Annotated in this window: 19 protein-coding genes; 9 read left to right on the plus strand and 10 right to left on the minus strand. The window is 72.6% G+C overall.

Annotated elements, in window-relative coordinates; translation table 11 throughout:
* Positions 1-151: 151 nt before the first annotated feature.
* Positions 152-535, minus strand: a complete 384-nt coding sequence (locus AF335_RS19445; protein WP_146045571.1) for a peptidase inhibitor family I36 protein — start codon at positions 533-535, stop codon at positions 152-154.
* A 307-nt stretch (positions 536-842) separates the two neighbouring features.
* Between AF335_RS19445 and AF335_RS19450 the strand changes: the two genes are divergently transcribed.
* Entirely contained in the window at positions 843-2,186 is a 1,344-nt protein-coding gene (locus tag AF335_RS19450) for a sensor histidine kinase (RefSeq protein ID WP_102919712.1), read from the plus strand.
* The gene (locus tag AF335_RS19455; RefSeq protein WP_102919713.1) at positions 2,131-2,877 is read left to right on the plus strand and encodes a response regulator; all 747 of its coding nucleotides are present in this window, start codon (positions 2,131-2,133) and stop codon (positions 2,875-2,877) included. Before AF335_RS19450 ends, AF335_RS19455 begins: the two co-directional genes overlap by 56 nt.
* 390 nt (positions 2,878-3,267) lie before the next feature.
* Here the strand turns inward: AF335_RS19455 and AF335_RS19460 are convergent, their stop codons facing one another.
* Entirely contained in the window at positions 3,268-4,236 is a 969-nt protein-coding gene (locus tag AF335_RS19460; protein ID WP_102919714.1) for a helix-turn-helix domain-containing protein, read from the minus strand.
* 686 nt (positions 4,237-4,922) lie between these two features.
* On the opposite strand from AF335_RS19460, the gene AF335_RS19470 reads away from it, so the two are divergent.
* Both AF335_RS19470 and AF335_RS19475 read left to right on the plus strand, forming a co-directional pair.
* Positions 4,923-5,855 (plus strand): radical SAM/SPASM domain-containing protein, encoded by a 933-nt coding sequence (locus AF335_RS19470; RefSeq protein ID WP_228773177.1) that lies wholly within the window; start codon positions 4,923-4,925, stop codon positions 5,853-5,855.
* A 21-nt stretch (positions 5,856-5,876) separates the two neighbouring features.
* Positions 5,877-6,224: a hypothetical protein gene (locus AF335_RS19475; RefSeq protein ID WP_102919716.1), complete on the plus strand. Its 348-nt coding sequence runs from the start codon at positions 5,877-5,879 to the stop codon at positions 6,222-6,224.
* A 226-nt stretch (positions 6,225-6,450) separates the two neighbouring features.
* Here the strand turns inward: AF335_RS19475 and AF335_RS19480 are convergent, their stop codons facing one another.
* Positions 6,451-7,596 (minus strand): alanine racemase, encoded by a 1,146-nt coding sequence (locus AF335_RS19480; protein WP_102919717.1) that lies wholly within the window; start codon positions 7,594-7,596, stop codon positions 6,451-6,453.
* A gap of 147 nt (positions 7,597-7,743) precedes the next feature.
* Here AF335_RS19480 and AF335_RS19485 point away from each other — a divergent pair, with 147 nt between their 5' ends.
* Positions 7,744-8,337 carry a cupin domain-containing protein gene (locus AF335_RS19485; protein WP_211304122.1) on the plus strand — a complete coding sequence of 198 codons (594 nt, stop codon included), beginning with the start codon at positions 7,744-7,746 and terminating at the stop codon, positions 8,335-8,337.
* A gap of 23 nt (positions 8,338-8,360) precedes the next feature.
* Here AF335_RS19485 and AF335_RS19490 read toward each other — a convergent pair whose 3' ends face one another.
* Complete coding sequence (locus AF335_RS19490; RefSeq protein ID WP_102920075.1) at positions 8,361-9,746, minus strand: S41 family peptidase; 1,386 nt, start codon at positions 9,744-9,746, stop codon at positions 8,361-8,363.
* 238 nt (positions 9,747-9,984) lie between these two features.
* Here AF335_RS19490 and AF335_RS19495 point away from each other — a divergent pair, with 238 nt between their 5' ends.
* Positions 9,985-10,680: a DUF4232 domain-containing protein gene (locus AF335_RS19495; protein ID WP_146045572.1), complete on the plus strand. Its 696-nt coding sequence runs from the start codon at positions 9,985-9,987 to the stop codon at positions 10,678-10,680.
* A gap of 66 nt (positions 10,681-10,746) precedes the next feature.
* Here AF335_RS19495 and AF335_RS19500 read toward each other — a convergent pair whose 3' ends face one another.
* Positions 10,747-11,082 (minus strand): hypothetical protein, encoded by a 336-nt coding sequence (locus AF335_RS19500; protein ID WP_102919720.1) that lies wholly within the window; start codon positions 11,080-11,082, stop codon positions 10,747-10,749.
* Positions 11,083-11,264: 182 nt separating this feature from the next.
* Positions 11,265-12,050 carry a methyltransferase domain-containing protein gene (locus tag AF335_RS19505; protein ID WP_102919721.1) on the minus strand — a complete coding sequence of 262 codons (786 nt, stop codon included), beginning with the start codon at positions 12,048-12,050 and terminating at the stop codon, positions 11,265-11,267.
* Positions 12,051-12,110: 60 nt separating this feature from the next.
* Between AF335_RS19505 and AF335_RS19510 the strand changes: the two genes are divergently transcribed.
* Positions 12,111-12,692, plus strand: a complete 582-nt coding sequence (locus tag AF335_RS19510) for a GNAT family N-acetyltransferase (RefSeq protein WP_102919722.1) — start codon at positions 12,111-12,113, stop codon at positions 12,690-12,692.
* Here the strand turns inward: AF335_RS19510 and AF335_RS19515 are convergent.
* From AF335_RS19515 to AF335_RS19525, 3 genes are all read right to left on the minus strand, one after another.
* Positions 12,673-13,593 carry an MBL fold metallo-hydrolase gene (locus AF335_RS19515; protein ID WP_102919723.1) on the minus strand — a complete coding sequence of 307 codons (921 nt, stop codon included), beginning with the start codon at positions 13,591-13,593 and terminating at the stop codon, positions 12,673-12,675. The genes AF335_RS19510 and AF335_RS19515 overlap by 20 nt on opposite strands.
* Positions 13,594-13,774: 181 nt before the next feature.
* Entirely contained in the window at positions 13,775-14,254 is a 480-nt protein-coding gene (locus AF335_RS19520) for a nucleotide triphosphate diphosphatase NUDT15 (protein WP_102919724.1), read from the minus strand.
* A gap of 82 nt (positions 14,255-14,336) precedes the next feature.
* Positions 14,337-14,903 carry an NUDIX domain-containing protein gene (locus tag AF335_RS19525; protein ID WP_244927096.1) on the minus strand — a complete coding sequence of 189 codons (567 nt, stop codon included), beginning with the start codon at positions 14,901-14,903 and terminating at the stop codon, positions 14,337-14,339.
* 525 nt (positions 14,904-15,428) lie between these two features.
* On the opposite strand from AF335_RS19525, the gene AF335_RS19530 reads away from it, so the two are divergent.
* Positions 15,429-16,382, plus strand: coding sequence for a hypothetical protein (locus AF335_RS19530; RefSeq protein ID WP_146045573.1), 954 nt, complete (start codon positions 15,429-15,431; stop codon positions 16,380-16,382).
* Between the two features lie 22 nt (positions 16,383-16,404).
* On the opposite strand, the gene AF335_RS19535 is transcribed toward AF335_RS19530, so the two are convergent.
* Positions 16,405-17,781: a CAP domain-containing protein gene (locus AF335_RS19535; RefSeq protein ID WP_102919726.1), complete on the minus strand. Its 1,377-nt coding sequence runs from the start codon at positions 17,779-17,781 to the stop codon at positions 16,405-16,407.
* 225 nt (positions 17,782-18,006) lie between these two features.
* Here AF335_RS19535 and AF335_RS19540 point away from each other — a divergent pair, with 225 nt between their 5' ends.
* Positions 18,007-19,257 carry a cytochrome P450 family protein gene (locus AF335_RS19540; protein ID WP_102919727.1) on the plus strand — a complete coding sequence of 417 codons (1,251 nt, stop codon included), beginning with the start codon at positions 18,007-18,009 and terminating at the stop codon, positions 19,255-19,257.
* Positions 19,258-19,408 lie beyond the last annotated feature (151 nt).

Below are 19,408 nucleotides of genomic sequence, written 5' to 3' on the forward strand. Positions count from 1 at the left end.
CACCCGCACCCGCCCGTCGAATTCTCGCCAACTCCCCGGCCCCGCGACCGCCAAGGCCGCGCGTTGCCGCCCCGGGCACGCCGCCCGCCCGCCTCGCGGTCCCCCGTCGTCCTCGCCGCGAGGCGGCGGGTGCGGTCGCGTCAGGCGACCGTCAGCACGCCTTGACGTACCACACGGGTCCCCAGTCGCCCGTCGGGTCCCCGGACGGTGCCGGCGGGGTCGAGTAGATGAGCTTCTTGTTCTTGTCGTACATCCGGGCGACGGTCCCGGCGCTCTGGTTGTTGTACCAGGAGCCGCCGCTGTTCCAGCCGTCCGGTATCTCGTAGTAGACGTTGCACTTGGTGATCTTCCACGGCGTGCCTTGGTAGTTGGCCTTGGAGTAGCCGCAGAAGTACAGCTTGGGACAGTTGCCGGGAGCGGCCTGCGCCGCCGTCGTGGAGGTCCCGGCCGCCGTCGCGGGGACGACCGCCGTCGTCAGTCCGGCGACCGCCGCGGCCATGGCCAGTCCGATGCTCGTGCGCCTGCGCGGTGACATGGTGATCCCTTCCGTATCGCGGTCCGGGAGCCGGTGGTCGCCGGTCCCGGCGCGGGTCACTTGTCGTGCCTCGGATGTTCCGACGGAAAACCTAGCCGGGCGGCCGGGAGTCGGTCGTCAACCCGGTGGTGTACGTACGAGGGGTACGCACGGAGGTGCCGGCGCCCCCGGGTGCGGGCGCGTCGGCCCCAGGGTGGAGAACCGGGGCTCCGTAGCCCGTGCCTCACCCCAGGGGTGGAGCCGCCCGGGCCGCCCGGTCGTCCCCCGGCCCGACGCCCCCGCGGGCCCGCGTCGATACGCTGCGCCCATGCGCTTGGGGACAGGGCCGGTCCAACGGCGTCTCGTCGACGCGGTCGTCGCCGTCGCCATGACGTCCCTGACGATCACCTTCGCGCTGCAGTACCACCCCGGCGCTCCATGGCCCCCCTTCGGCCCGTGGGCCATCGCGCTGAGCGCGTTGACCGGACTGCCCGTCGCCTTCCGCCGCGCCGCTCCCCGTACGGTCCTGGTCGTCTCCTGCGCGGGGCTGACGTTGTACTCGGCCGGCGGCTACCAGCCCTCGGCCAATGTCTGGCCGCCCGTGCTGGCCTTCTTCACCGTCGCCACCGAACTCCCGTTCCGCCGGGTCCTCCCCGGGGCGCTGCTGACCGCGTGCGTGTGGGAGTACGGAGGGCTGTCCCTCCACGTCGTCTCGGTCGTGGTGGCCACCGCGCAGACCGTCCTGGTCCTCGGCCTGGCCTGGGCCTTCGGCGCCGGCGCGCGCCGACTGGCCGAACGCAACGGGCAACTGCGCGTCCTGACCCGCCGTCTCCAGCTCGAACAGGCCGCCCGGGCCCGTCACGAGGTGACCGAGGAGCGCATGCGCATCGCCCGCGAACTCCACGACGTCGTCGCCCACCACCTGTCCGTGATCGCCGTTCAGAGCGGCCTGGCCCGCTATGTGTTCGACACCGCGCCCGACACGGCCCGTACGGCCCTGGGCACCGTGGCCGACACCGCCCGGCAGTCGCTGGAGGAGATGCGCGGCCTCCTCGGGGTGCTGCGTCTGCCGCCGGCCGCCTGCGACGGCCCGGCGGCTCCCGTGGCGTCTCCCGAGGGCTCGACGCCCGGCCTGGGAGACCTGCCCGAGCTGGTGGAACGGGTGCGCGCGGCGGGCGTCCGCGCCGAACTGTCCGTCATCGGCACCGCTCGCCCCTTGCCGCCGGGCGGCGACCTGTCCGCGTACCGGATCGTCCAGGAGGCACTGACCAACGTCCTCAAGCACGCTCCCGCCGCCCACGCGGCCGTGGAACTGCGCTACCGCGGGGACCTGCTGACCATCCGGGTGGACGACGACGGGGGCGGCGCGGCGGGCACCGGCGTGGAACGGGTGCCCGGCGGCGGCCATGGATTGATGGGGATGCGGGAGCGCGCCAAGCTGTACGGCGGTACGTTCGCCGCGGGGCCGCGGCGACAAGGGGGGTACGGGGTGCTGCTGACGCTTCCGCTGCCCGCCCCGACGGCCGGTGCGGACCGCGCGGACACCGGTACCGGACGGCCGCGCGCGGGGACGGGCCCGGCCGGCACCGGGCGGGGTGGGGAGAGGAAGCAGGGCCATGACCCAGCGGAGGACCCGTGTCCTCGTCGTCGACGACGAGATCCTGATCCGTGAGGGCCTGGCCGCCCTGCTGCGGGCCACACCCGATCTGGAGGTGTGCGGGCAGGCCGAGAGCGGTGAGCAGGCCGTGGCCATGGCCGGTGAACACCACCCCGACATCGTCCTGATGGACATCCGGCTGCGCGGGCTCAACGGCGTCGCCGCCACCGGGCGGATCCTCGCCGAGGCGCCCGGCCCGCGCCCCCGCATCCTGATCCTGACCACCTACGACCTCGACGAATACGTCTACGCGGCGCTCCGGGCCGGTGCCAGCGGGTTTCTGCTGAAGGACACCCCGCCGGAGCGGCTGTTCACCGCCATCCGGACGGTCGCGGCGGGGGACATGCTGTTCGCGCCGACGGTCACCCGCCGTCTCATCGAGGCGTACACCACCCGGCACGCGGCGCCCGCGGCCGCCCCGGCCCCCGCCTCCGACCCCGCCTCCCCCGCCACCTCCACCTCCACCGTGGAAACGGAGGAGCGGCTGGCGCCCCTGACACGGCGGGAGCGGGACATCCTGGGGCTCGTGGGCAGGGGGCTGACGAACCCGGAGATCGCCACGCGGCTGACCGTCAGCATCTCCACGGTCAAGACGCACGTCAACCGGATCATGACGAAGCTGGATCTGACGAGCCGGGCGCAGGCGGTCACGCTCGCGTACGAGTCGGGGCTGATCAGGCCGACGGTGGTCCAGCGGTTCTCGTGAGGGGGAGACGGCGGGACGTTGGGCGCGGCTGCCGCCGCGCGGGGCTTTTCCCTGCCCGGCCCGGCCCCTTCACGATCACTGGGGACTTGGCCCCCGCCATCGAAGAGGCCGCCACCATGGCGGACTCCCTCACCGCAGAGGACCGTCCCGGGCACACCCCCGCCCCCGGAGCACGCGTCCGTGTCCACCAGGACGCTCCAGGCCCCGCCGCCTAGCCGACCCCTGAGGGTGCGGGAGACGCCCCGGGGAGTGGGGTTGCCCGGGATTCCCCTGCGCCGGGGAGAGCGGCGTGCGGCCCTTTCCGGGAAGCTCTGGCCAGCCGGGCCTGGCTGCCCTTCAGCGGGCGCCGGCAGCGTGAGCACCGGCCCCGCTGGGGGTTTGCGCTGACCTTTAAGCCGCCTCCGCGGCCCTGCGTAGAGCCTCCTTGTGCTCCCATGACCAAGGGGCATCTCGAAGCTCCTCGGGAAGCCCGGCAAGCCCGGCCCTCAGGTGGTCGACCGCTTCGCTGTAGCGCCCAAGCGCGAGAGTGCACAGTCCCATATTCAGGCGGTTGAATTCGGGAGTCAGCCAGTAGGCTGTACCCGGCGGAGGCTCGGATGCTGCTTTATCCGTCAACCTCTCGGCTTTCTCTACCATGCGTAGCGCTGCATCCAGTTCACCCATTGCTGCCATTCCGGCTGCCGCTTGGAGGAAGTCGCCAATGCGTTGGGAAGGGTGCGCACCAGGGGTGTTGGCTGCGGCGTGGAACCAGCGAGCGATTCCCTGGGGCCTGTTCTGCTGCCGGGCGACATAGCCCTTGAAATTCAGAGCCTGAGCTGCGAGAGTCCCATTGCCGATCTCATCTGCCAGCTCTAAAGCGTCGTTGAGAAGCCCGACCGCTTCACCATCCTTGCGGGCTTGGGCAAGCATCCACCCCGAGAACTGGACCCACTCAGACGCCACTTCCGCCAGGCGCTTCCTGTGAAACCCTCGGGAGCCCCGGAACATCCGGGTAACCTCCCTCATCTGCGCCATGGTCGCCGGGATTACCGCACTTGGCTTTACGCAATCATCCAACCGCCGATATGCGGCCAAGATTCCTGCAAGCGCGTCAACGGTACCGGCGTCCAGCCGGGAAGGGTTAGCGGCACTGCGGGCAACCCTCGACTTTTCATCATCGTCAAGCACGGTCGCAGCCAATGCGCCTCCCGCCCCTACAAGTTCATCCAGTGATGCGGCAAGCCTTCCTGACGGATTCTGCTTTCCGTTGAGCACTCGGGACAGATAGGCGACGTCGTAGTTCATCTCGCGCGCCGCGGCTTTCATGGAATAGCCGCTGTCCCGCAGCGCCCTGCGGGCGAGATCAGCAAAGTCACTCATCGTGAACCTCTGAGGGGTTGACCAGTGGTGGTTCCAGAGTAGTCAACCCCGGTCAACTCCCGCGTAAGCACTACACGTCGAAGTATGGCCAGACGTAAGGACCCCCGCGACGCGGCGAACACCCGGGGGCATGGACCACCTGAGGAGTCAGGCAGCCATGACAGAGCATAAGCAGGAGACGCCCAGAACGGACACCCGGGCTGAATTCGATCAAAGAGGGCTTGGGCTCGGCCGCCCCTCCATCCGAAGACTGACCCCCGTAAGCGTGCCCCTCTCCAGCAGTCCGCCGACCTACCCCACGCGGGAGGATTGCGGCATCTGCGATCGATACCGGGGCGCCATCAACGCCGCTCTCGGTCGAGCGCAATGGGCCGCCGTGCAGGGTGACCGGGCCGCCCACCGCAAAGCGCTGAGGGAGGAAGTGGAGTACCACGAGAGCTGGGGCGGGCACCTGGACCTCATGCCCCACAGGGACGTCCCTTGATGGCCCGTCGGCGACGCCATGCACCCACCGAAAGCGAAGAAGGGTGTACAGCCCGACCCCAACGGGAACCGGGAAGCACGTCGCGCGGCCGAGAGGTCCGACAGGAAGAACCGTCAGCCACATACGGCAGCGTGCCAGCGGGGAAGTTGCCGCTTCCCCACCGGGCCGAGACCCAAGATCCCCAGAGTGAGGAAGGCTCCCCATGGGCGAGACCAGGTTACGCACGCGCATGGGCCCCAGGGAACTCCGGTTCGCGTGGCTGGAGGTGACAGGGTTCTGTAACGAATCCTGCGTCCAGTGCTACGCCGATTCGGGCCCCAAGGGGACGCACGGCACCATGACCGTTCCGGACTGGCGGCACGTCATCGACCAGTTCACCGCTATCGGCGGCCGCGACGTTCAGTTCATCGGCGGTGAGCCGACCCTGTACCCGCACCTTTCCGAGCTGATCATCCACGCGCACGGCGCGGGACTCGGCATCGAAGTATTCTCCAACATGACCGCCATCCGTGACCCGCTGTGGGAGACGTTCAAGGCGTGCGGCGTCAAGCTAGCGACGTCGTACTACTCCGACGATGCGGCCGAGCACGACAACGTGACGAACCTCCGTGGCTCGCACAAGAAGACCCGGGCGAACATCCGCAAAGCCGTGGATCTCGGCATCCCCATTCGCGGCGGTGTGGTCGTCGTGAACGCAGAACAGCGTGTCCGCGAGGCTGTCACCGACCTTCAAGCGATCGGGGTCGGGCACGTCGGCGGGGACAGGACCCGGGCGTTCGGACGGGCCGGCAAGGGGGCTGCTCCCTCAGTCGGTGACCTGTGCGGGCACTGCGCACTCGGGCAGGTTGCCATCGGTCCCGAGGGGGACGTGTGGCCGTGTGTGCTGGGACGGTTCATCACCTTGGGCAACGTGCAGGCGGCCTCGCTCACCGAGGTATGGAACAGCGCTCGGACGATCAACGCTCGCGCGGAGATCGCGGCAGCCCACGGGCTGGAGGCGGCCGAGAGCTGCACGCCGCCGCAGTTCCTTCCGAGCTGCGGACCGTGCGGCCCGTGCGTTCCTTCGGTGGGCGTGTGCGATCCGAAGGAGGCAGGCGTCGAGCCGGCGAGGGCTACGATCGGCGCACCCGCATGAGTCACTGAGCAAGGAGGACCGGTGGATCACGGTGACGACTTCCACACGTGGCTGAATGGTGACCACGCCACACAGCCGACACAGCGATCAGAAGAAGAGTGGGCGTTGATCGCTGGATACCTGCGTCATGCGGCGAACAAGATCGGGCCGTCCCTGCCTCTGTGCCTCCCCGGAGAACCGCAGGAGTGCGGGCGGACGGCGCAGCAACACGTCCTGGTGTGGGGGGCGGCCGTAAAGGCGGCAGCGCAGCATCTGATCGAGGAAGCCGCACCGGCCCCGGCCAACGCCTCGTTCGTCGCGGGGCCGCTGTATCAGCGCCACCTTGCGGAACTGCGTGCCATGAGGTCCACGCCGCCCGGCAACGGGTGACCATTCCCCCTTGTCGGGCCCCGCTCGTGCGCTTCCCGTGAGGCGGACGGGCGGGGCCCCTTCCTTGAGCGGCCCGCCGCCGTCGACGACTTCGCCCACCTCTGGGCAACCGCACCTGACCCGCACCACCCAAGCCCCGTCCGGTCATGTACCGGCCTCAGAACACCTACTCATGAGCACTGGGGAAGGGGCGGGGTGGGGAAAAGCCCCGCTCGACGGCACCCCCTCAGCGGAACCGCGGGTGCCATGTCTCCCGTACCGTCCCCTCCCCGTCCACGACCGTGATGTCCGGCCACTTGTCGAACGCCGAGCACGGGTGGGAGATGCCGAGCTCGACCTCGTCGCCCACCCGCAGGTCGTGCGCGTCCGTGACGGTCAGGTGGTGGTCGAAGATCTGCGTCGCGGTGCCGGTCACCGGGTGGAACGGGCCTCGTGGGGCGCGGGCGCGGAGGAGGACGGGGAGGCCGGCGTCGTAGGGCAGTTCGCGTTTGCCGGCGCCGATGACGGCCCGTCCCGGCTCGGGGGCGGAGAGGACGGCGGCCCGGACGGTCAGTGCCGCCTCCAGGCCGGGGAAGGGCGAGACGTGCCGGTAGGTGCCGTGGTCGTGGGTGACGTAGCAGCCCGAGCGCAGGACGAACACCGGGGCCGGTGCGTCCGGGCGGGCGGCGAGCGCGTGGTGGGCCGCGACGGCCCGGTCGGGGAACGCGGAGCCGCCCATGCTGAGGACGGGGCGCCCGCCCCGGACCAGGGGCGCCAGGCCGTGGAGGACCTCGGCCGTCCGGCGGCAGTGCGCGTCGACGTCGGCGAGGTTCCCGGCGTCCCGGGTGTTGGGGCGCACCCCTTCGTAGCCCGCGACACCGGCCAGCAGCAGCCCCGGGGAGGAGGGGGCGGCGACGGCCTCGCCGAGGGCGTGGGCGGCGGCGGGTTCCCGGACCCCGGTGCGCCCTTCCGGGGCGCCCACGTCGATCAGGACGCGGAGGGGGTTCCGGGCGCCCCGCATCGCCGCACGGGCGAGGTCGAGACCGGCGTGGGAGTCGACGAGGCAGTGGAGCTCCAGGCCGGGCGTGGTGTCGAGATACCGCCGCAGGGCGGCGAGGTCGGGGCCGTGCACCACCTCGTTGGCGATCAGGATGCGGCGGGCGCCCCATTCCAGGGCGATCCCGGCCTGCCGCGCGGTGGCGACCGTGACCCCCCAGGCGCCGGCGGCCAGCTGCCGCTCCACCACGGGCCGGGTCATGGTCGTCTTGATGTGCGGGGCCAGTTCGACGCCCTGCTCACGGCACCAGGCGGCCATGAGTGCCACGTTGTGTTCCAGCGCGCGCAGGCTCAGCCGCAGCTCGGGCAGCACGGGCAGCACGGGATCGTGGTTCATGGGGCCTCCGGACGTACGGTCGCATGTGCGCTATATCGGATGGAGCGTAGAGCATTCTCGACATCCGACGTCCACTATGCTGGATGCGGCATCGTCTTTACCAGACATGCCCACGGACGAAAACCCACAGACGAAAGAGGGTCCCAGGTGACGGCCGACGACCACCGGCCCGCCCCCGGGCGGACGGCTCGCGAGGACGGCATCGGCGGGCACCTCCGCCGCGCGCGCCTGGAGAAGGGCTACACGCTGGAACAGCTGGCCGACCGGACCGGGCTGTCGCGCAGCTATCTCAGCAATGTCGAGCGCGACGTCAACAGCCCCACCATCAACACACTGCGCACGATCGTCGACGCCCTGGGCCTCTCCCTCAGCCGCCTCTTCCGGGAGATCGACGGCGAGCGGCGCATCGTGACCCGGCCCGACCAGCGGGTGGAGCTCACCCGGGCCGGGGTGGCGGGCGTCACCTACACGCTGCTCAACCCCGACCCCGTCGGCCGGCTGGAGATGATGCTCCTGGAGGTGGCGCCGGGGGCGTCCTCCGGGGACCGCCCCCACACCCACGCGGGCGAGGAGGTCGGCCTCCTGCTCAGCGGCGAGCTCGACTACTGGGTCGACGGCGTCCACTACCACCTGACACCGGGCGACAGCGTCAGCTTCGAGTCGACCACCCCGCACCGCTATCACAACCCGGGCGCGGTCCCGGCGGTCTGCGTCTGGTCGGAGACGCCCCCCGGCTTCTGAGCGCGACCCGTCCGCCCCCGCCGCTACGCCTTCCGCCCCCGCAGCACCTCCACCGCCCTGTCGAAGGCCGCGTCACGGCCGGTCCTGAACTCCTCCTCGGTGAGGACCGGCACCTCCATGCCGGCGCTCGGCGGGATGCCGGGCCCGTCGTAGGAGCGGCCCGAGCGGTTCAGGAACTCCTCGTTCGGCAGCCACGCGACCATGCCGTCGGGGAGTACGCGGGTCATGACGTCGGAGAACACGCCCTGTGTGTGCTGCCCGATCCGCACCGACCCGCCCGGCCGGTCCATGAGGGCCTGGGTGAAGGTCTCGCCGGCGCTGACGGTGGAGCCGCCGGTCAGCACGGCGACCGGGCCGGTGTACCGGGGCGCCTTCGCCGGCCGCACGTACAGCGGCTGCGGGCGGGTGTGCCGGGTCGCGTCCGCGGGGTCGTTGCGGGCCCGCTTGGAGTACGCGAGGTACGGGGTGTCGGTGAGCCGCCCGGCGATGCGCAGCCCCATGGCGTCGGAACCGCCGCCGTTGACCCGCAGGTCGATGACGAGACCGCGCAGGGACGCGACGCGTTCACGGGTGAACACCGCGTCCAGCGCCCGGTCCAGTTCGGTGAGTTGGGTGGCGTACGGGGCGCCTTCGGCCGCGTAGCCGCCGAATCCGGAGATGCGCAGATAGCCCTGTCCGCCGGGCAGGTCGGCGTAGGTGATCCGGCCGTTGGCGAACTCGTGCGTCCGGCGCCCCTTGAGGTCGTGTTCGACGATGTGCCGCTTGGCCCGCTGATCCAGTTCCTCGCCGGGCATGACCGTGCCGGGGCGGGCCCGGGCGAAGATCCGCTTGCCGTCCTGAACGGCGACGTGCGCGTCGTTCAGCGGCTCGACCATCTCGGCGAACAGGTCGAAGAGCCGGTCCTTGGGCGTGTCGGCGCGCACCTGGGGGCGGTACCGGTCGCGCGTCTTGTGCCAGTCGACGCCCTTGGCGGCGAAGAAGGGGTAGTTCTCCTCGAAGGACCGCCAGAAGACGTCGAAGGCGGCGAGCGAGTCCTTGGGGTCCACCGGCTGCCCGCAGGAGTCGGGAAGGGCCGCGATACGCCGCAGCCGCCGGTCGCCGACCGCGCCGTCCGCGTGCAGCGTCGCCCGGTCGCCTCCCGGCAGGGCCCGCACGGTGAGGACGACTCCGCCGCCGGTCGTGTACGAGGCGACCGGCCCCGCGCCCGTTCCGGTCCGCTCGGCGGAGTCGCTCTTCATACAGCTCACCGCGGTGGTCTGATACTCCCGCAGGTGTCCGTCCGCGAGGGCCAGTACGGTGCCGTAGCCGTCCATGCGCCAGACTCCGTCGGTGGCCGGACGCGAGGGCGCCGGGGCCGCCGTGGCTCCGGTGGCGGTCAGTACGGTCCCGCCGGCGAGGGCCAGCGCCATGGCCGCGGTGACGGCCCCGGCCGGTGAACTCTTGCGTCGCACGATCTGTCCTCCCTGTACGTGACGCGGCACGTCACGTTCTCCGTGGGATCCACGATCGTCGAAGCGCCCCGGCCGGGACCATCCCGCTGTCCGGCCGTTCCACGGGGGGGATATCCCCCCGTACCGGTAGCACCCCGGTACGACTGTGCGGTGGGCACCCTGGTGGGGGCGGATGGAGAGTTGGGATGATGACGGGATGAACCCCACCATCCCTGACACGGCCGGCTCGCCCCGTACGGCCCGTACACCCCGGGCGCCCCGGACATCGGCGCTGGGCCTCGCCGCGCTGCTCACGGCCACGGGCCTGCTCACCGCCTGCGGTACGGCGCACTCGGACGCGCCCGCCGCGGAGCGCGCCCGGCCGGCCGCCGCGCCCTCCCCCACGGCCTCCTCGCCCACCGTGTCCATCCCCGCCATACCCCCGCTCACGATCGACGGCCCCACGCCCTCCGCGTCGGCGCAGCCGTCACCGGTCTGCCCCGCCTCGGGCATGTCCCTCGTGGCCGAGGAGGCCAACGCCGCCATGGGCTTGCGGGTGATGACCCTCAAGCTGACCAACTGCGGTGGGACCACCCGGGTGCTCAACGGCTACCCGGACGTCCGCGTCCTCGACGCCGGCAGGAAGCAGCTGGCCGTGGAGGTCCTGCACGGCGCGGCGGACATCATGACCGACGACCGTTTCGACGCGGGTCCGGTGCGGGTGGCCCTGCGGCCCGGCGAGCAGGCGGTGACGGGCCTGGTGTGGCGGAACACCGTGACGGACGGGACTCCCGCGAACGGGGCCTACGTATCGCTCGCCCCGTCCGCCGGAGCCGACCGGCTCACGGTGCCGTCGCTGATCGACCTGGGGACGACGGGCAAGCTGGGGGTCAGCGCCTGGGCCCACGGCTGACCGCCCGTCCCGTCCCGCCTTGCCCCGCCCGTCCCGTCCTGCCCGTCCCGCCCGTCCTGCCCCGGGTCAGATGGTGACGCAGGTGTCCTCGATGTTCCGGCCGTCCCGCTCCAGACCGCCGCAGACGAGCTTCGCGCCCGCCTGCTCACGGCCGACCGCCCACCTGTGGGACGCCGCGTTGACCTTGGGCGAGTGGAAGTCCCCCCAGTAGGACCGCAGCGTCCCCGGCAGGCCGTCCCTGGTCCTGACCGTGATGTCCTGGACGAACCTGTTGTGATGGGCCGTCATGACACAGAGGTACGTGCCGCAGTGGGAGCCGACCCCGGTCGGGGCGGCGCTCGCCGGGACGGCGGCGGCACTGAAGGCGAGAGCGGCGAGCACGATGGCGACGATCTTCCTCATCACATTCCTCAATTGTCGGCAGGAGTCCACAAGGCCCCACGCGCCTCGCGCGCGGCCGGCCGGCCCCCAGTAGACCGGCCGCCGGGCAGGGCGAGCCGTCGCCCACCGGCGAGGCCACCTGATGAGGTGATGTTCCGGTCCGGGACGTTTCGCCGCACCGGCGGAGTTCGCGACAGGGCCCCTCACGGGCGGAGCGCCGTGGTCACGTGCACCGCGCACGACGCCTCCACCAGCCCCAGCACGTCGCGGGCCTCCTGTTCCCCGCGCAACGCCGCCACCTGCTCCACCCCGAGGACCCCCGCTCCCACTCCCGCCGCGCAAGCCGGTTCCATCAGCAGGGGCCATGCCTCGGCGAGGGTCGTGAAGGCCAGCCGGAACGTGCTCCGGGTGAGGTCCGTGAAGCCCGCGCGGCGCAGGAGGGCGCCGTGGTGGGCCCCGGCGCGGCCGTCGGCCAGGGCCTCGGTGAACGCCTCGGTGGCGGGGCCCGTCGTGGCGGGGTGGTCCGAGGCGACGGCGAGCGTGGCGAAGTCCGGGTCGGCCAGGGCGACGCGGCCGCCGGGGCGGAGCACCCGGCGGGCCTCCTCCAGGGCCTGCCCGGCGTCGGGGAGGTGGATGAGGAGCCGCTCCGCGCGGTACCAGCCGACGCGTCCGGCCGGGAAGGGCAGGGCCATGGCGTCACCGACGACACAGCCGTGCACGGCGAAGCGGGTGCGAGCCGTCCGTACGAGGGAGTCGCTGCGGTCCAGGCCGGTGACGGTCAGGCCCGCCGCGCGGAGCTCCGCGACCGCGTGGCCGGTGCCGCATCCGACGTCGACGCCGTGTCCCGGCGGCCGGCCGAGTCGTTGGGCGATGTGGGCGCGCAGGGCCGTGACGGGCGCGGAGCGCTCGGCCAGCTCCAGGTACGCCTCGTACGCCGCCGGGCTCGGGGCCTTGTCCACGTCGCTGAAGTGCCGGGCCGTCACAGACATGCAGCGGACTGTACGCAGGTCGAGGGCTCGCACCCGGTCGAAACAGAGGAAACCGCGAGAATGTACCCCGCCACGGTGACCGGAGACCGGCTGTGCCTCCGGGAGTTGACGTCCGAGGACCTTCCCGTGCTCACCCGCCTGTACGGCGACCCGCGGGTCACGCGCTATCTGCGCTTCGACTCCCTGGGCGCCGACGAGGCCGCCGCCAAGTACGAGGAGCGCCGCGGGGCGGCCTTCGACGCGCCCCGCACCCGGTACGAGATGGCCGTCACCACATCGGGCGACCCCCTCATGATCGGGACGGTGGGGATGACCCTGGAGCCCCCGCACCACCTCTCCGGCTGGCTCAACGAGCTCGTCCTCGTCCCGGAGGTGTGGTCCAGGGGCTACGGCAGCGAGGCCCTGCGGCTGATGATCGGCCTGGGCTTCGAGCGCCTGGGGCTGCACCGCATCTGGGGCCTGCGCCGCCATGACCACCCCGTCACGCACGGCACGATCACCGGGGCGGGCATGTCCCAGGAGGGCCGGATGCGCGACTGGGTCCGCACCGGCGGGCGCTGGCACGACGTGGTGACCTACTCCGTCCTCCGGCACGAGTGGGACGCCACCCGGTGCCGGGACGTCACCAGCGCACGGCGGTGAAGTCGACGGGCCGCTCCTGGAGCGTCCGGGTCCGCGCCGTCAGCTCCCGCAGCCGCCGGACCATCTCGGGGGCGGGGAGCCGCTTGCGGTCGCCGTGGCCCGGCAGCAGCCACTCGAAGCGCAGCAGGCCCTCGATCCGGTCCAGGGAGGCGCTCAGTTCGGTCATGGAGTACCAGACGACGCTCTCCACCACCTCCACGTCGGCCGTCGTACGGGACCAGTACAGGCTGTCGCCGCTGAAGCAGTAGCGCTCGTCGGCGACGTACAGCACGCTGCCCCGGGTGTGGCCCGGCAGCGGATACGCGATCACACCGTCGGCGATCACGGTCGGCTCCGTCCCGCGCAGCACGCGGTCGGCGTCCGGCGCCGCTTCGAGGTCCCACTCGTGGATCCACAGGCGGGCGCCGAAGCGGTCGGCGTACGCGCGGCCGTGCGCGGCATGGTCGTAGTGGGTGAGGAGGACGTCGGTGACGGGCCCCAGCGCCTCGTAGCGCGCCGCGAGCGCGGTGCTCCACCGGGGTGTGTCGATCATCATCATGGTGCCGGAAGGGCGGCGCAGGAGGTAGGAGTTGGCGCCGGCGGTGTGGGTGGAGTTGTGCCCGCACAGGTGGACGCGGTCGTCCAGGGCGAGCGGGAACGGGTCCTGCGCGGGGTCGAGCCGCCCGGCCCCGAGCCGGATCGAGCGGGTGTGGCAGGCGTGGGCGGCCGCGTACATCTGCCGGACCTCCGCCGCGTCACGCGGCTGCCGTACGACCTCCGCGCGGCCGCCGACCTCCTCGATGAGTCCGGGGGCGAGTTGGCGGGCGACGTCGCAGTTGGTGCACCTGGAGTCGACGTACCAGTCGCCGGTTCCGGCGGCGGCCGGCTGTCCTGCGGACCGGTCCGTCAGATCGTCCTTCATGGTGGGCTCCTTTCGGGTGCGCCCGGCTCGGCGGGCCGCGCGCACCCGTCCAGAGATATCCCTTGGCATCCGGAAAGAGGAAGGGGAGTTGGGGCTTGCACTTCAGGGGGTGGGGGTCTCTGCTCAGGGGGACGACCGACGGGTGAAATAACCGTATTGCCCCTGATTCTCCTGGGGATTCTCAGAACGCGATCGGGTAGCGGTGGGCCGGAGGGTGGTCGACGGCCAGGCCGGGGCGCCAGGCCGTGAGGGCCTGTGCCGACGGGACGAACAGCGGGCCGGGCAGCGCGTCCGGCTGGAACCACTGCCACCTGGCCACGAGATGGGGTTCGGCGGCGACCGGCGTGCCCTCGTACGCGGTGACGAGCACGGCGGCCGTCAGCCGGCTGACGCCCCCGGCGTCGTCGAGGAGCAGGACCGTCACCTCGGCGTCGGCCGGCGAGGCGACCAGCGAGGTCTCCTCGCGCAGTTCCCGTACGGCGGCCGCCTGGAGGGACTCCCCCGGCTCGACCGAGCCGCCGGGCAGCTCCCAGACGCCGGCGTGGTGGTGCCCCAGCAGGATCCGTTCCCGCGGGTCGAGGACGATCACGCCCACGCCGATCGCCGCGTGGGCGGCGGGCGGCTTCGGGCTTCGGGGGCGGCTGGTCACGGTGCGGTTCATGGTGAGTGGATTCCCTTCTCCGGCTGGATTCCTCAATGGGTCCCGTCCTGGCACGGGACGACGGCGTGGCGGGTGCGCGCCCTCAGACCGCCCAGCCGTGCGTGGACAGCAGCGCCCCGGTGACGAACCGGGTCAGCACGGCGGCCGTGTACGGCACGCAGTCGGCGGGCGGGCACGCGGGGTCGGCCCACACCAGCGCCGAGCACTTGGCCGGTTCCAGATTGCGCGGCTCGCCCTCCCAGCGCTGCGCGGTGAAGACGACCCCGAGCCGGGCTTCCCCTCGGGGGCCGCGGTGGTGGACGAGGTGGCAGAACTCCAACTCGTCCGGATCGAGGCGCAGTCCGACCTCCTCGCGGACCTCGCGCAGGGCTCCGTCGACGACGGTCTCGTCCGCTTCGAGGTGGCCGCCGGGCGGGGCGAGGAGGCCGCTCGCGTACACGTCCCCGGCGCGGCGGAGCAGGAGCACGCGGCCGTCGTCGCGGTGCAGCAGGACCATCACGTCGATCACGCACGTGTAGCGCGCCGGACGGCTCGTCCGCGTCTCCCGGCAGCGGTCGCGGGGCCCGCCGCCCGCGGGCGGCGGGCCGTCCTGTTCGAACGGCGACCGCGCTCCCTCGGTGTTCGCGTGACGGTCGTGGTGGTGATGCACTGCGCCTCCTCGTTGACTCCGGATCGGACGAGCGATCGGAAAAACGACGCCCGATCGGGGGAGTCACGGCCACCGAAGGGCGTTTTCTCGCGCGGGAATTCGAGGGGTCGTCAATCGGCCAGCGATCCCGGGGGCGGGCGCCCGGCGGGGCTTGTGCGATTCACCCGGCCGTGGATGCTCACTCGATCCGGGGGTTGCGTTGCTGCCGGGAACGGCCACACCACGGCCCTGCGGCCGGGTACGGCGTGTGCCCGTCGGCGCCGCCTCGCCGCCGGGGAACGGCACGGACGAACCCTTCGGCGAGGCCGTACCCGGATGCCGCGCCGTTTCCGTGTTTGCCACCGGAAGGACTCCGGGCGGACACGGCGCGCCGGCGGCGCCGTACCGCCGGGGGCTCCCTCCGGAGAAGCGGCCGGTACTCGGCCCTCAACGGCCATTTCCAGGGCTACTGGAGCGCCCGCGCCCAGGGCTAGGGTCCGCTGCTGAAGAGATGTCATGGTGCGACATGTGACGAGAGGCAGGACCATGAGATCCAGAAGAGAAGTACTCCGGGCGGCGACGGCCGCGGCGGGCGTCGCCGCGGTGGGAGCGCTGGGCGGCGGGACGGCCCTCGCGGCGGGCACGGCGTCGCCGCGGCGGGCGTTCAGCTCCGTCGGAACGCCCCTCAACACCTTTCACGACGCCTCCGGGCGAGTGACAGTGTCCGTGTTCTCGCACTACGGGAACCCTCCCCAGCAGCACTGGTACGACAAGACCACCCTCGTCGGCGACGGGGAGATGATCGCCATCGGCGGTGGCGCCACGGCGACCGACGCCAACCCCGGGGCGCTGCTGACCGCCTCCTACCCCACCGACGACCTGTCGGGCTGGACCGTCAGCTCGAAGGACCACCTCCAGGCGCATCCGCACGCCCTCGTCTCGTACGTCATCGGCCTGAAGATCGCCGGTTTGAGCCGCGCCCAGCTCCTGCGGTCCGTCTATGTGTCCCGCGCGGACAGCGGCACAGCCCCGCACCCGGAGGCCGAGGCGGGCATCCCGTCGTCGAACGACTACGTCCTCGTGGGCGGCGGCTTCCGGGTGGACTGGCACGGTGCCGGGAACCTCGCCACGGCCTCGTTCCCGTCGACGGAGTTCTCCTGGAAGGCCCGGTCGAAGGACCACGGGCAGTCCGACCCGGCCAACATCAGGGCGTTCGCCATCGCCCTGCGGCGTGACCTCCCCGTCGGGCGGGTCGTGTCGTCCATCACCCGCGCCGACTCCGGCCAGACCGCGCACCCGGCCGCCGTCGCCTCGGTGACGCCGGGGTACGCGCTGACGGGCGGTGGTGGCGATGTGCACTGGCGTGGCGCGGGCAATCTGCTGTGGCGCCTCGAACCGGCCACCTCACAGACCCCGAGCTTCACCGCGGCGTCCAAGGACCACCTCTGGTCCGACCCGTCCTCGATCACCGCCTACGCTCTGGGCATCCGCCTCGTCTGAGCTCCGCACCCGCCACGACCGCCTACCCGGCCCCGAAGAGCTGGGTCCAGTACGTACCGGCGGAACCCCCGGTGGCATAGCCGACGCCGAGGTGGGTGAAGTCCGGTTTGAGGATGTTCGCACGGTGTCCGGGGCTGTTCATCCAGCCCTGGACGACCTCGGCCGGGGTGCGCTGGCCGCAGGCGATGTTCTCGCCGATGCCCCGGTGCGCGGCCCCGGCGGCCGCGGCCCGGTCCCAGGGCTCGCACCCTTCCGGGGTGGTGTGGGAGTAGAAGCCCCGCCCGGCCATGTCGGCGCTGTGGCCCTGGGCGGCCGTGGTCAGCCCGGGGTCGGCGGCCAGCGGGCGGAGGCCGGCCGCCCGCCGCTCGGCGACGGTGAGCGCGAGCACCTCCGCCGTCACCCGCGCCAGACCGGCCCGGGAGAACGGCTCCGCCCACACCACCGTCCAGTACGCCTCCCCCGACCCGGCGTGGACGGCGTGGCCGACGCCGACGTGCGCGAACGCCGGGTCGCGGACGGGGGCGCCGCGCTCCGTGTCGCGCAGGCAGTAGTCCATGAACCCGGCGGGCGTACGGGGGCCGGACACCAGGTGTTCGGCGAGGGTGAGATAGGCGTACCCGCCGGCGGTGATCCGCTGGAACAGTGAGGTCCCGGCCGCGCTCTCCACGCCCAGGCGCCCGTGCGCGGCCATGTCCGCCGCGTGGGCCCGGGCGGCCGCCGACAGCCGCGCGTCGGCCGTGACGGAGCGGGCGCCGGCCCGGGCCCGCTCCGCGGCGACCAGTGCGAGGAGCCCGGCCTCCTCGGGCGTGCCGGGCGGGTGGGGCGTGGCACCGTGAGGCGTGCCGCGGTCCCGCGCGGCGTCGCCGTACGCCCCGCCGTGGCCGGCTCCTCCCCCTTCTTCCCCGGCTTCCTCCACGACTTCTTCCGCGACCTCGATGCCGAAGTCGCGGGCCACTCCGGCCAGTCCCTCCGCGTAGCCCTGTCCCAGGGCCCGGAGCTTCCATCCGGTCCCCCGGCGGTACAGCTCGGCGAGCAGCAGGACGGTCTCCCGCGTCGGGCGCGGCGGGGTGAACCGGGCCAGCACCCCGCCCCCGGGCCCGGTGACCGTCATCACGGGGGTGGGCAGCGCCGCGAGCGGTGTGCCGGGGTCGGCGGGGCTGACGACGACGGTCACCTTCGCGGCGCCCCGGCGCAGCCGCGCGGGGTCCACGGTGACGGTGTCCTGACGCAGCCGGGTGCCGGGGGCCGTCGGCTGGTTATAGAAGACGAAGTCGCCGTCACCGGCGGTCCGGCCCTCCTCGCCGGTGATGAGCACCGACAGGTCGAACGGTCCGGGCACCCGTATGGAGAGCGCGCCGTCCGGCATCGCCCGGTTCCCGCCGGCCGTCAGGTCGCTCATCGCCGCTCCGCCCGTCGTCGCTCCGCCGTGCTTCCCGTGGAGGCCGTACTTCCCGGGAGTCCGTACTTCCTGGGAGAACGGGCGGCGCCACGGGACGGTTCCAGGAGCCCGGGGTGTACGGGGCGGCCGGCGGGACGCTTTGTAGGAATCGAACAGGTGTGGCAGGGTCAGCGCTGGCGTCGGCGCCCGCTGTGGCCGCGGCCGGAAAAGGCGAGGATGAGGCCCGTGCATGATCTCCTGAACCCCGCCGACCCCGGCTTCGCCCGCGACCCGTACCCGTACTACGCGCGGCTGCGCGCCGAGGGCCGCCCCGCGGCACGGGTGGCGCTGGCCAACGGTACCCACGCCTGGCTGGTCACGGGCTACCGGCAGGCCCGGGAGGTCCTCGCGGACGCGCGGTTCTCGAATGTGCCGCCGAGCGGCGCGGGCCGCCCCCGGCCCGACTCGCCGGCGCAGCGGGCCCGCGCGTGCCTGGCCCGGCACATGCTCAACTCGGACGCCCCCGACCACTCCCGGCTGCGGCGGTTCACCACCGCGGCGTTCACCCCGCGCCGGGTCGACGCGCTGCGCTCCCGGATCGAGGAGCTGACGGACAAGCTGGTCGCGGAGGTCGCCGGGGAGCTGGCGGCGGGCGGGACCGCGGACCTGGTGGACTCCTTCGCGTTCCCGCTGCCGGTGCTGGTCATCGGCGAGGTGCTGGGGGTGCCGGAGGCCGACCGCGCGGACCTGCGGGCCTGGACCTACCGGGTCGGGTCGCCCGCCGACGCGCTGGCGGCGGGCGAGGCCGACGAGGCGTGGGTGCGCCTGCACGCCTACTTCACCGAGCTGATCGCGCGGAAGCGGCGGGAGCCGGGCGAGGACCTCTTCAGCACGCTGGTCCGGGACACGGACGAGGGCGGGCTGGACGACGGGGAACTGCTCGCCATGGCGTTCCTGCTGCTGTTCGCCGGCTACGAGACGACCATGAACCTGCTGGCCTCGGCGTCGCTGCTGCTGCTCACCCACCCCGGCGAACTCGCCGCGGCGCACCACGGCGGCCCGGAGCGGTGGGCCGCCGTGGTGGAGGAGACGCTGCGGCACGCGAGCCCGCTGGAGGGCACGACGTGGCGGCGCGCGGCGACGGAGGTGGACCTGGGCGGGGGCACGGTGATACCGGCCGGTGCCTCGGTCCTGGTGGTGCTGGCCTCCGCCAACCGCGATCCGGAGCGGTTCGCTTCGCCGGACGCGTTCCTTCCCGGCCGGTATCTGGACGCGGGGGACGGCGCGGGCGAGCGGGCCGCGGCGCACTTGGCGTTCGGGCACGGGCCGCACTTCTGCCTGGGGTCGCGGCTGGCCCGGCTGGAGGGGGCGGTGGCGCTGCCCCGGCTGTTCTCGGCGTTGCGGGGGCTTGAGCTGGCGGCGGATCCTTCCGGGTTGCCGTATCGGCCGGGGTTGCTGGTGCGGGGGCCTCGGCGGGTTCCGGTGCGGGTGCCGTAGCGGGGCGGAGGATTTTTCCCCACCCCGCCCCTTCCCGTAACCGGGGCCGGCGCCCCAGACCCCGTTCCGCGCTCCGCGCGGTGTCCTCAAACTCCCCCAGCTACCGCTGGGAGGTGCCCCCAGACGGGCTGAAATCAGCCCGTCCGCACCG

Source organism: Streptomyces eurocidicus, from assembly GCF_002891295.1.
In the GTDB taxonomy this organism is placed as follows: domain Bacteria; phylum Actinomycetota; class Actinomycetes; order Streptomycetales; family Streptomycetaceae; genus Streptomyces; species Streptomyces eurocidicus.

Excerpts from the sequence above, each read along its gene's own strand:
- AF335_RS19500 (WP_102919720.1), bottom strand. The coding sequence starts at position 11,082 with ATGAGGAAGATCGTCGCCATCGTGCTCGCCGCTCTCGCCTTCAGTGCC.
- AF335_RS19445 (WP_146045571.1), bottom strand. The coding sequence starts at position 535 with ATGTCACCGCGCAGGCGCACGAGCATCGGACTGGCCATGGCCGCGGCG.
- AF335_RS19535 (WP_102919726.1), bottom strand. The coding sequence starts at position 17,781 with ATGAGCGACCTGACGGCCGGCGGGAACCGGGCGATGCCGGACGGCGCG.
- AF335_RS19470 (WP_228773177.1), top strand. The coding sequence starts at position 4,923 with ATGGGCGAGACCAGGTTACGCACGCGCATGGGCCCCAGGGAACTCCGG.
- AF335_RS19455 (WP_102919713.1), top strand. The coding sequence starts at position 2,131 with ATGACCCAGCGGAGGACCCGTGTCCTCGTCGTCGACGACGAGATCCTG.
- AF335_RS19460 (WP_102919714.1), bottom strand. The coding sequence starts at position 4,236 with ATGAGTGACTTTGCTGATCTCGCCCGCAGGGCGCTGCGGGACAGCGGC.
- AF335_RS19450 (WP_102919712.1), top strand. The coding sequence starts at position 843 with ATGCGCTTGGGGACAGGGCCGGTCCAACGGCGTCTCGTCGACGCGGTC.
- AF335_RS19480 (WP_102919717.1), bottom strand. The coding sequence starts at position 7,596 with ATGAACCACGATCCCGTGCTGCCCGTGCTGCCCGAGCTGCGGCTGAGC.
- AF335_RS19505 (WP_102919721.1), bottom strand. The coding sequence starts at position 12,050 with ATGTCTGTGACGGCCCGGCACTTCAGCGACGTGGACAAGGCCCCGAGC.
- AF335_RS19495 (WP_146045572.1), top strand. The coding sequence starts at position 9,985 with ATGAACCCCACCATCCCTGACACGGCCGGCTCGCCCCGTACGGCCCGT.
- AF335_RS19515 (WP_102919723.1), bottom strand. The coding sequence starts at position 13,593 with ATGAAGGACGATCTGACGGACCGGTCCGCAGGACAGCCGGCCGCCGCC.
- AF335_RS19530 (WP_146045573.1), top strand. The coding sequence starts at position 15,429 with ATGAGATCCAGAAGAGAAGTACTCCGGGCGGCGACGGCCGCGGCGGGC.
- AF335_RS19510 (WP_102919722.1), top strand. The coding sequence starts at position 12,111 with ATGTACCCCGCCACGGTGACCGGAGACCGGCTGTGCCTCCGGGAGTTG.
- AF335_RS19520 (WP_102919724.1), bottom strand. The coding sequence starts at position 14,254 with ATGAACCGCACCGTGACCAGCCGCCCCCGAAGCCCGAAGCCGCCCGCC.
- AF335_RS19490 (WP_102920075.1), bottom strand. The coding sequence starts at position 9,746 with ATGGCGCTGGCCCTCGCCGGCGGGACCGTACTGACCGCCACCGGAGCC.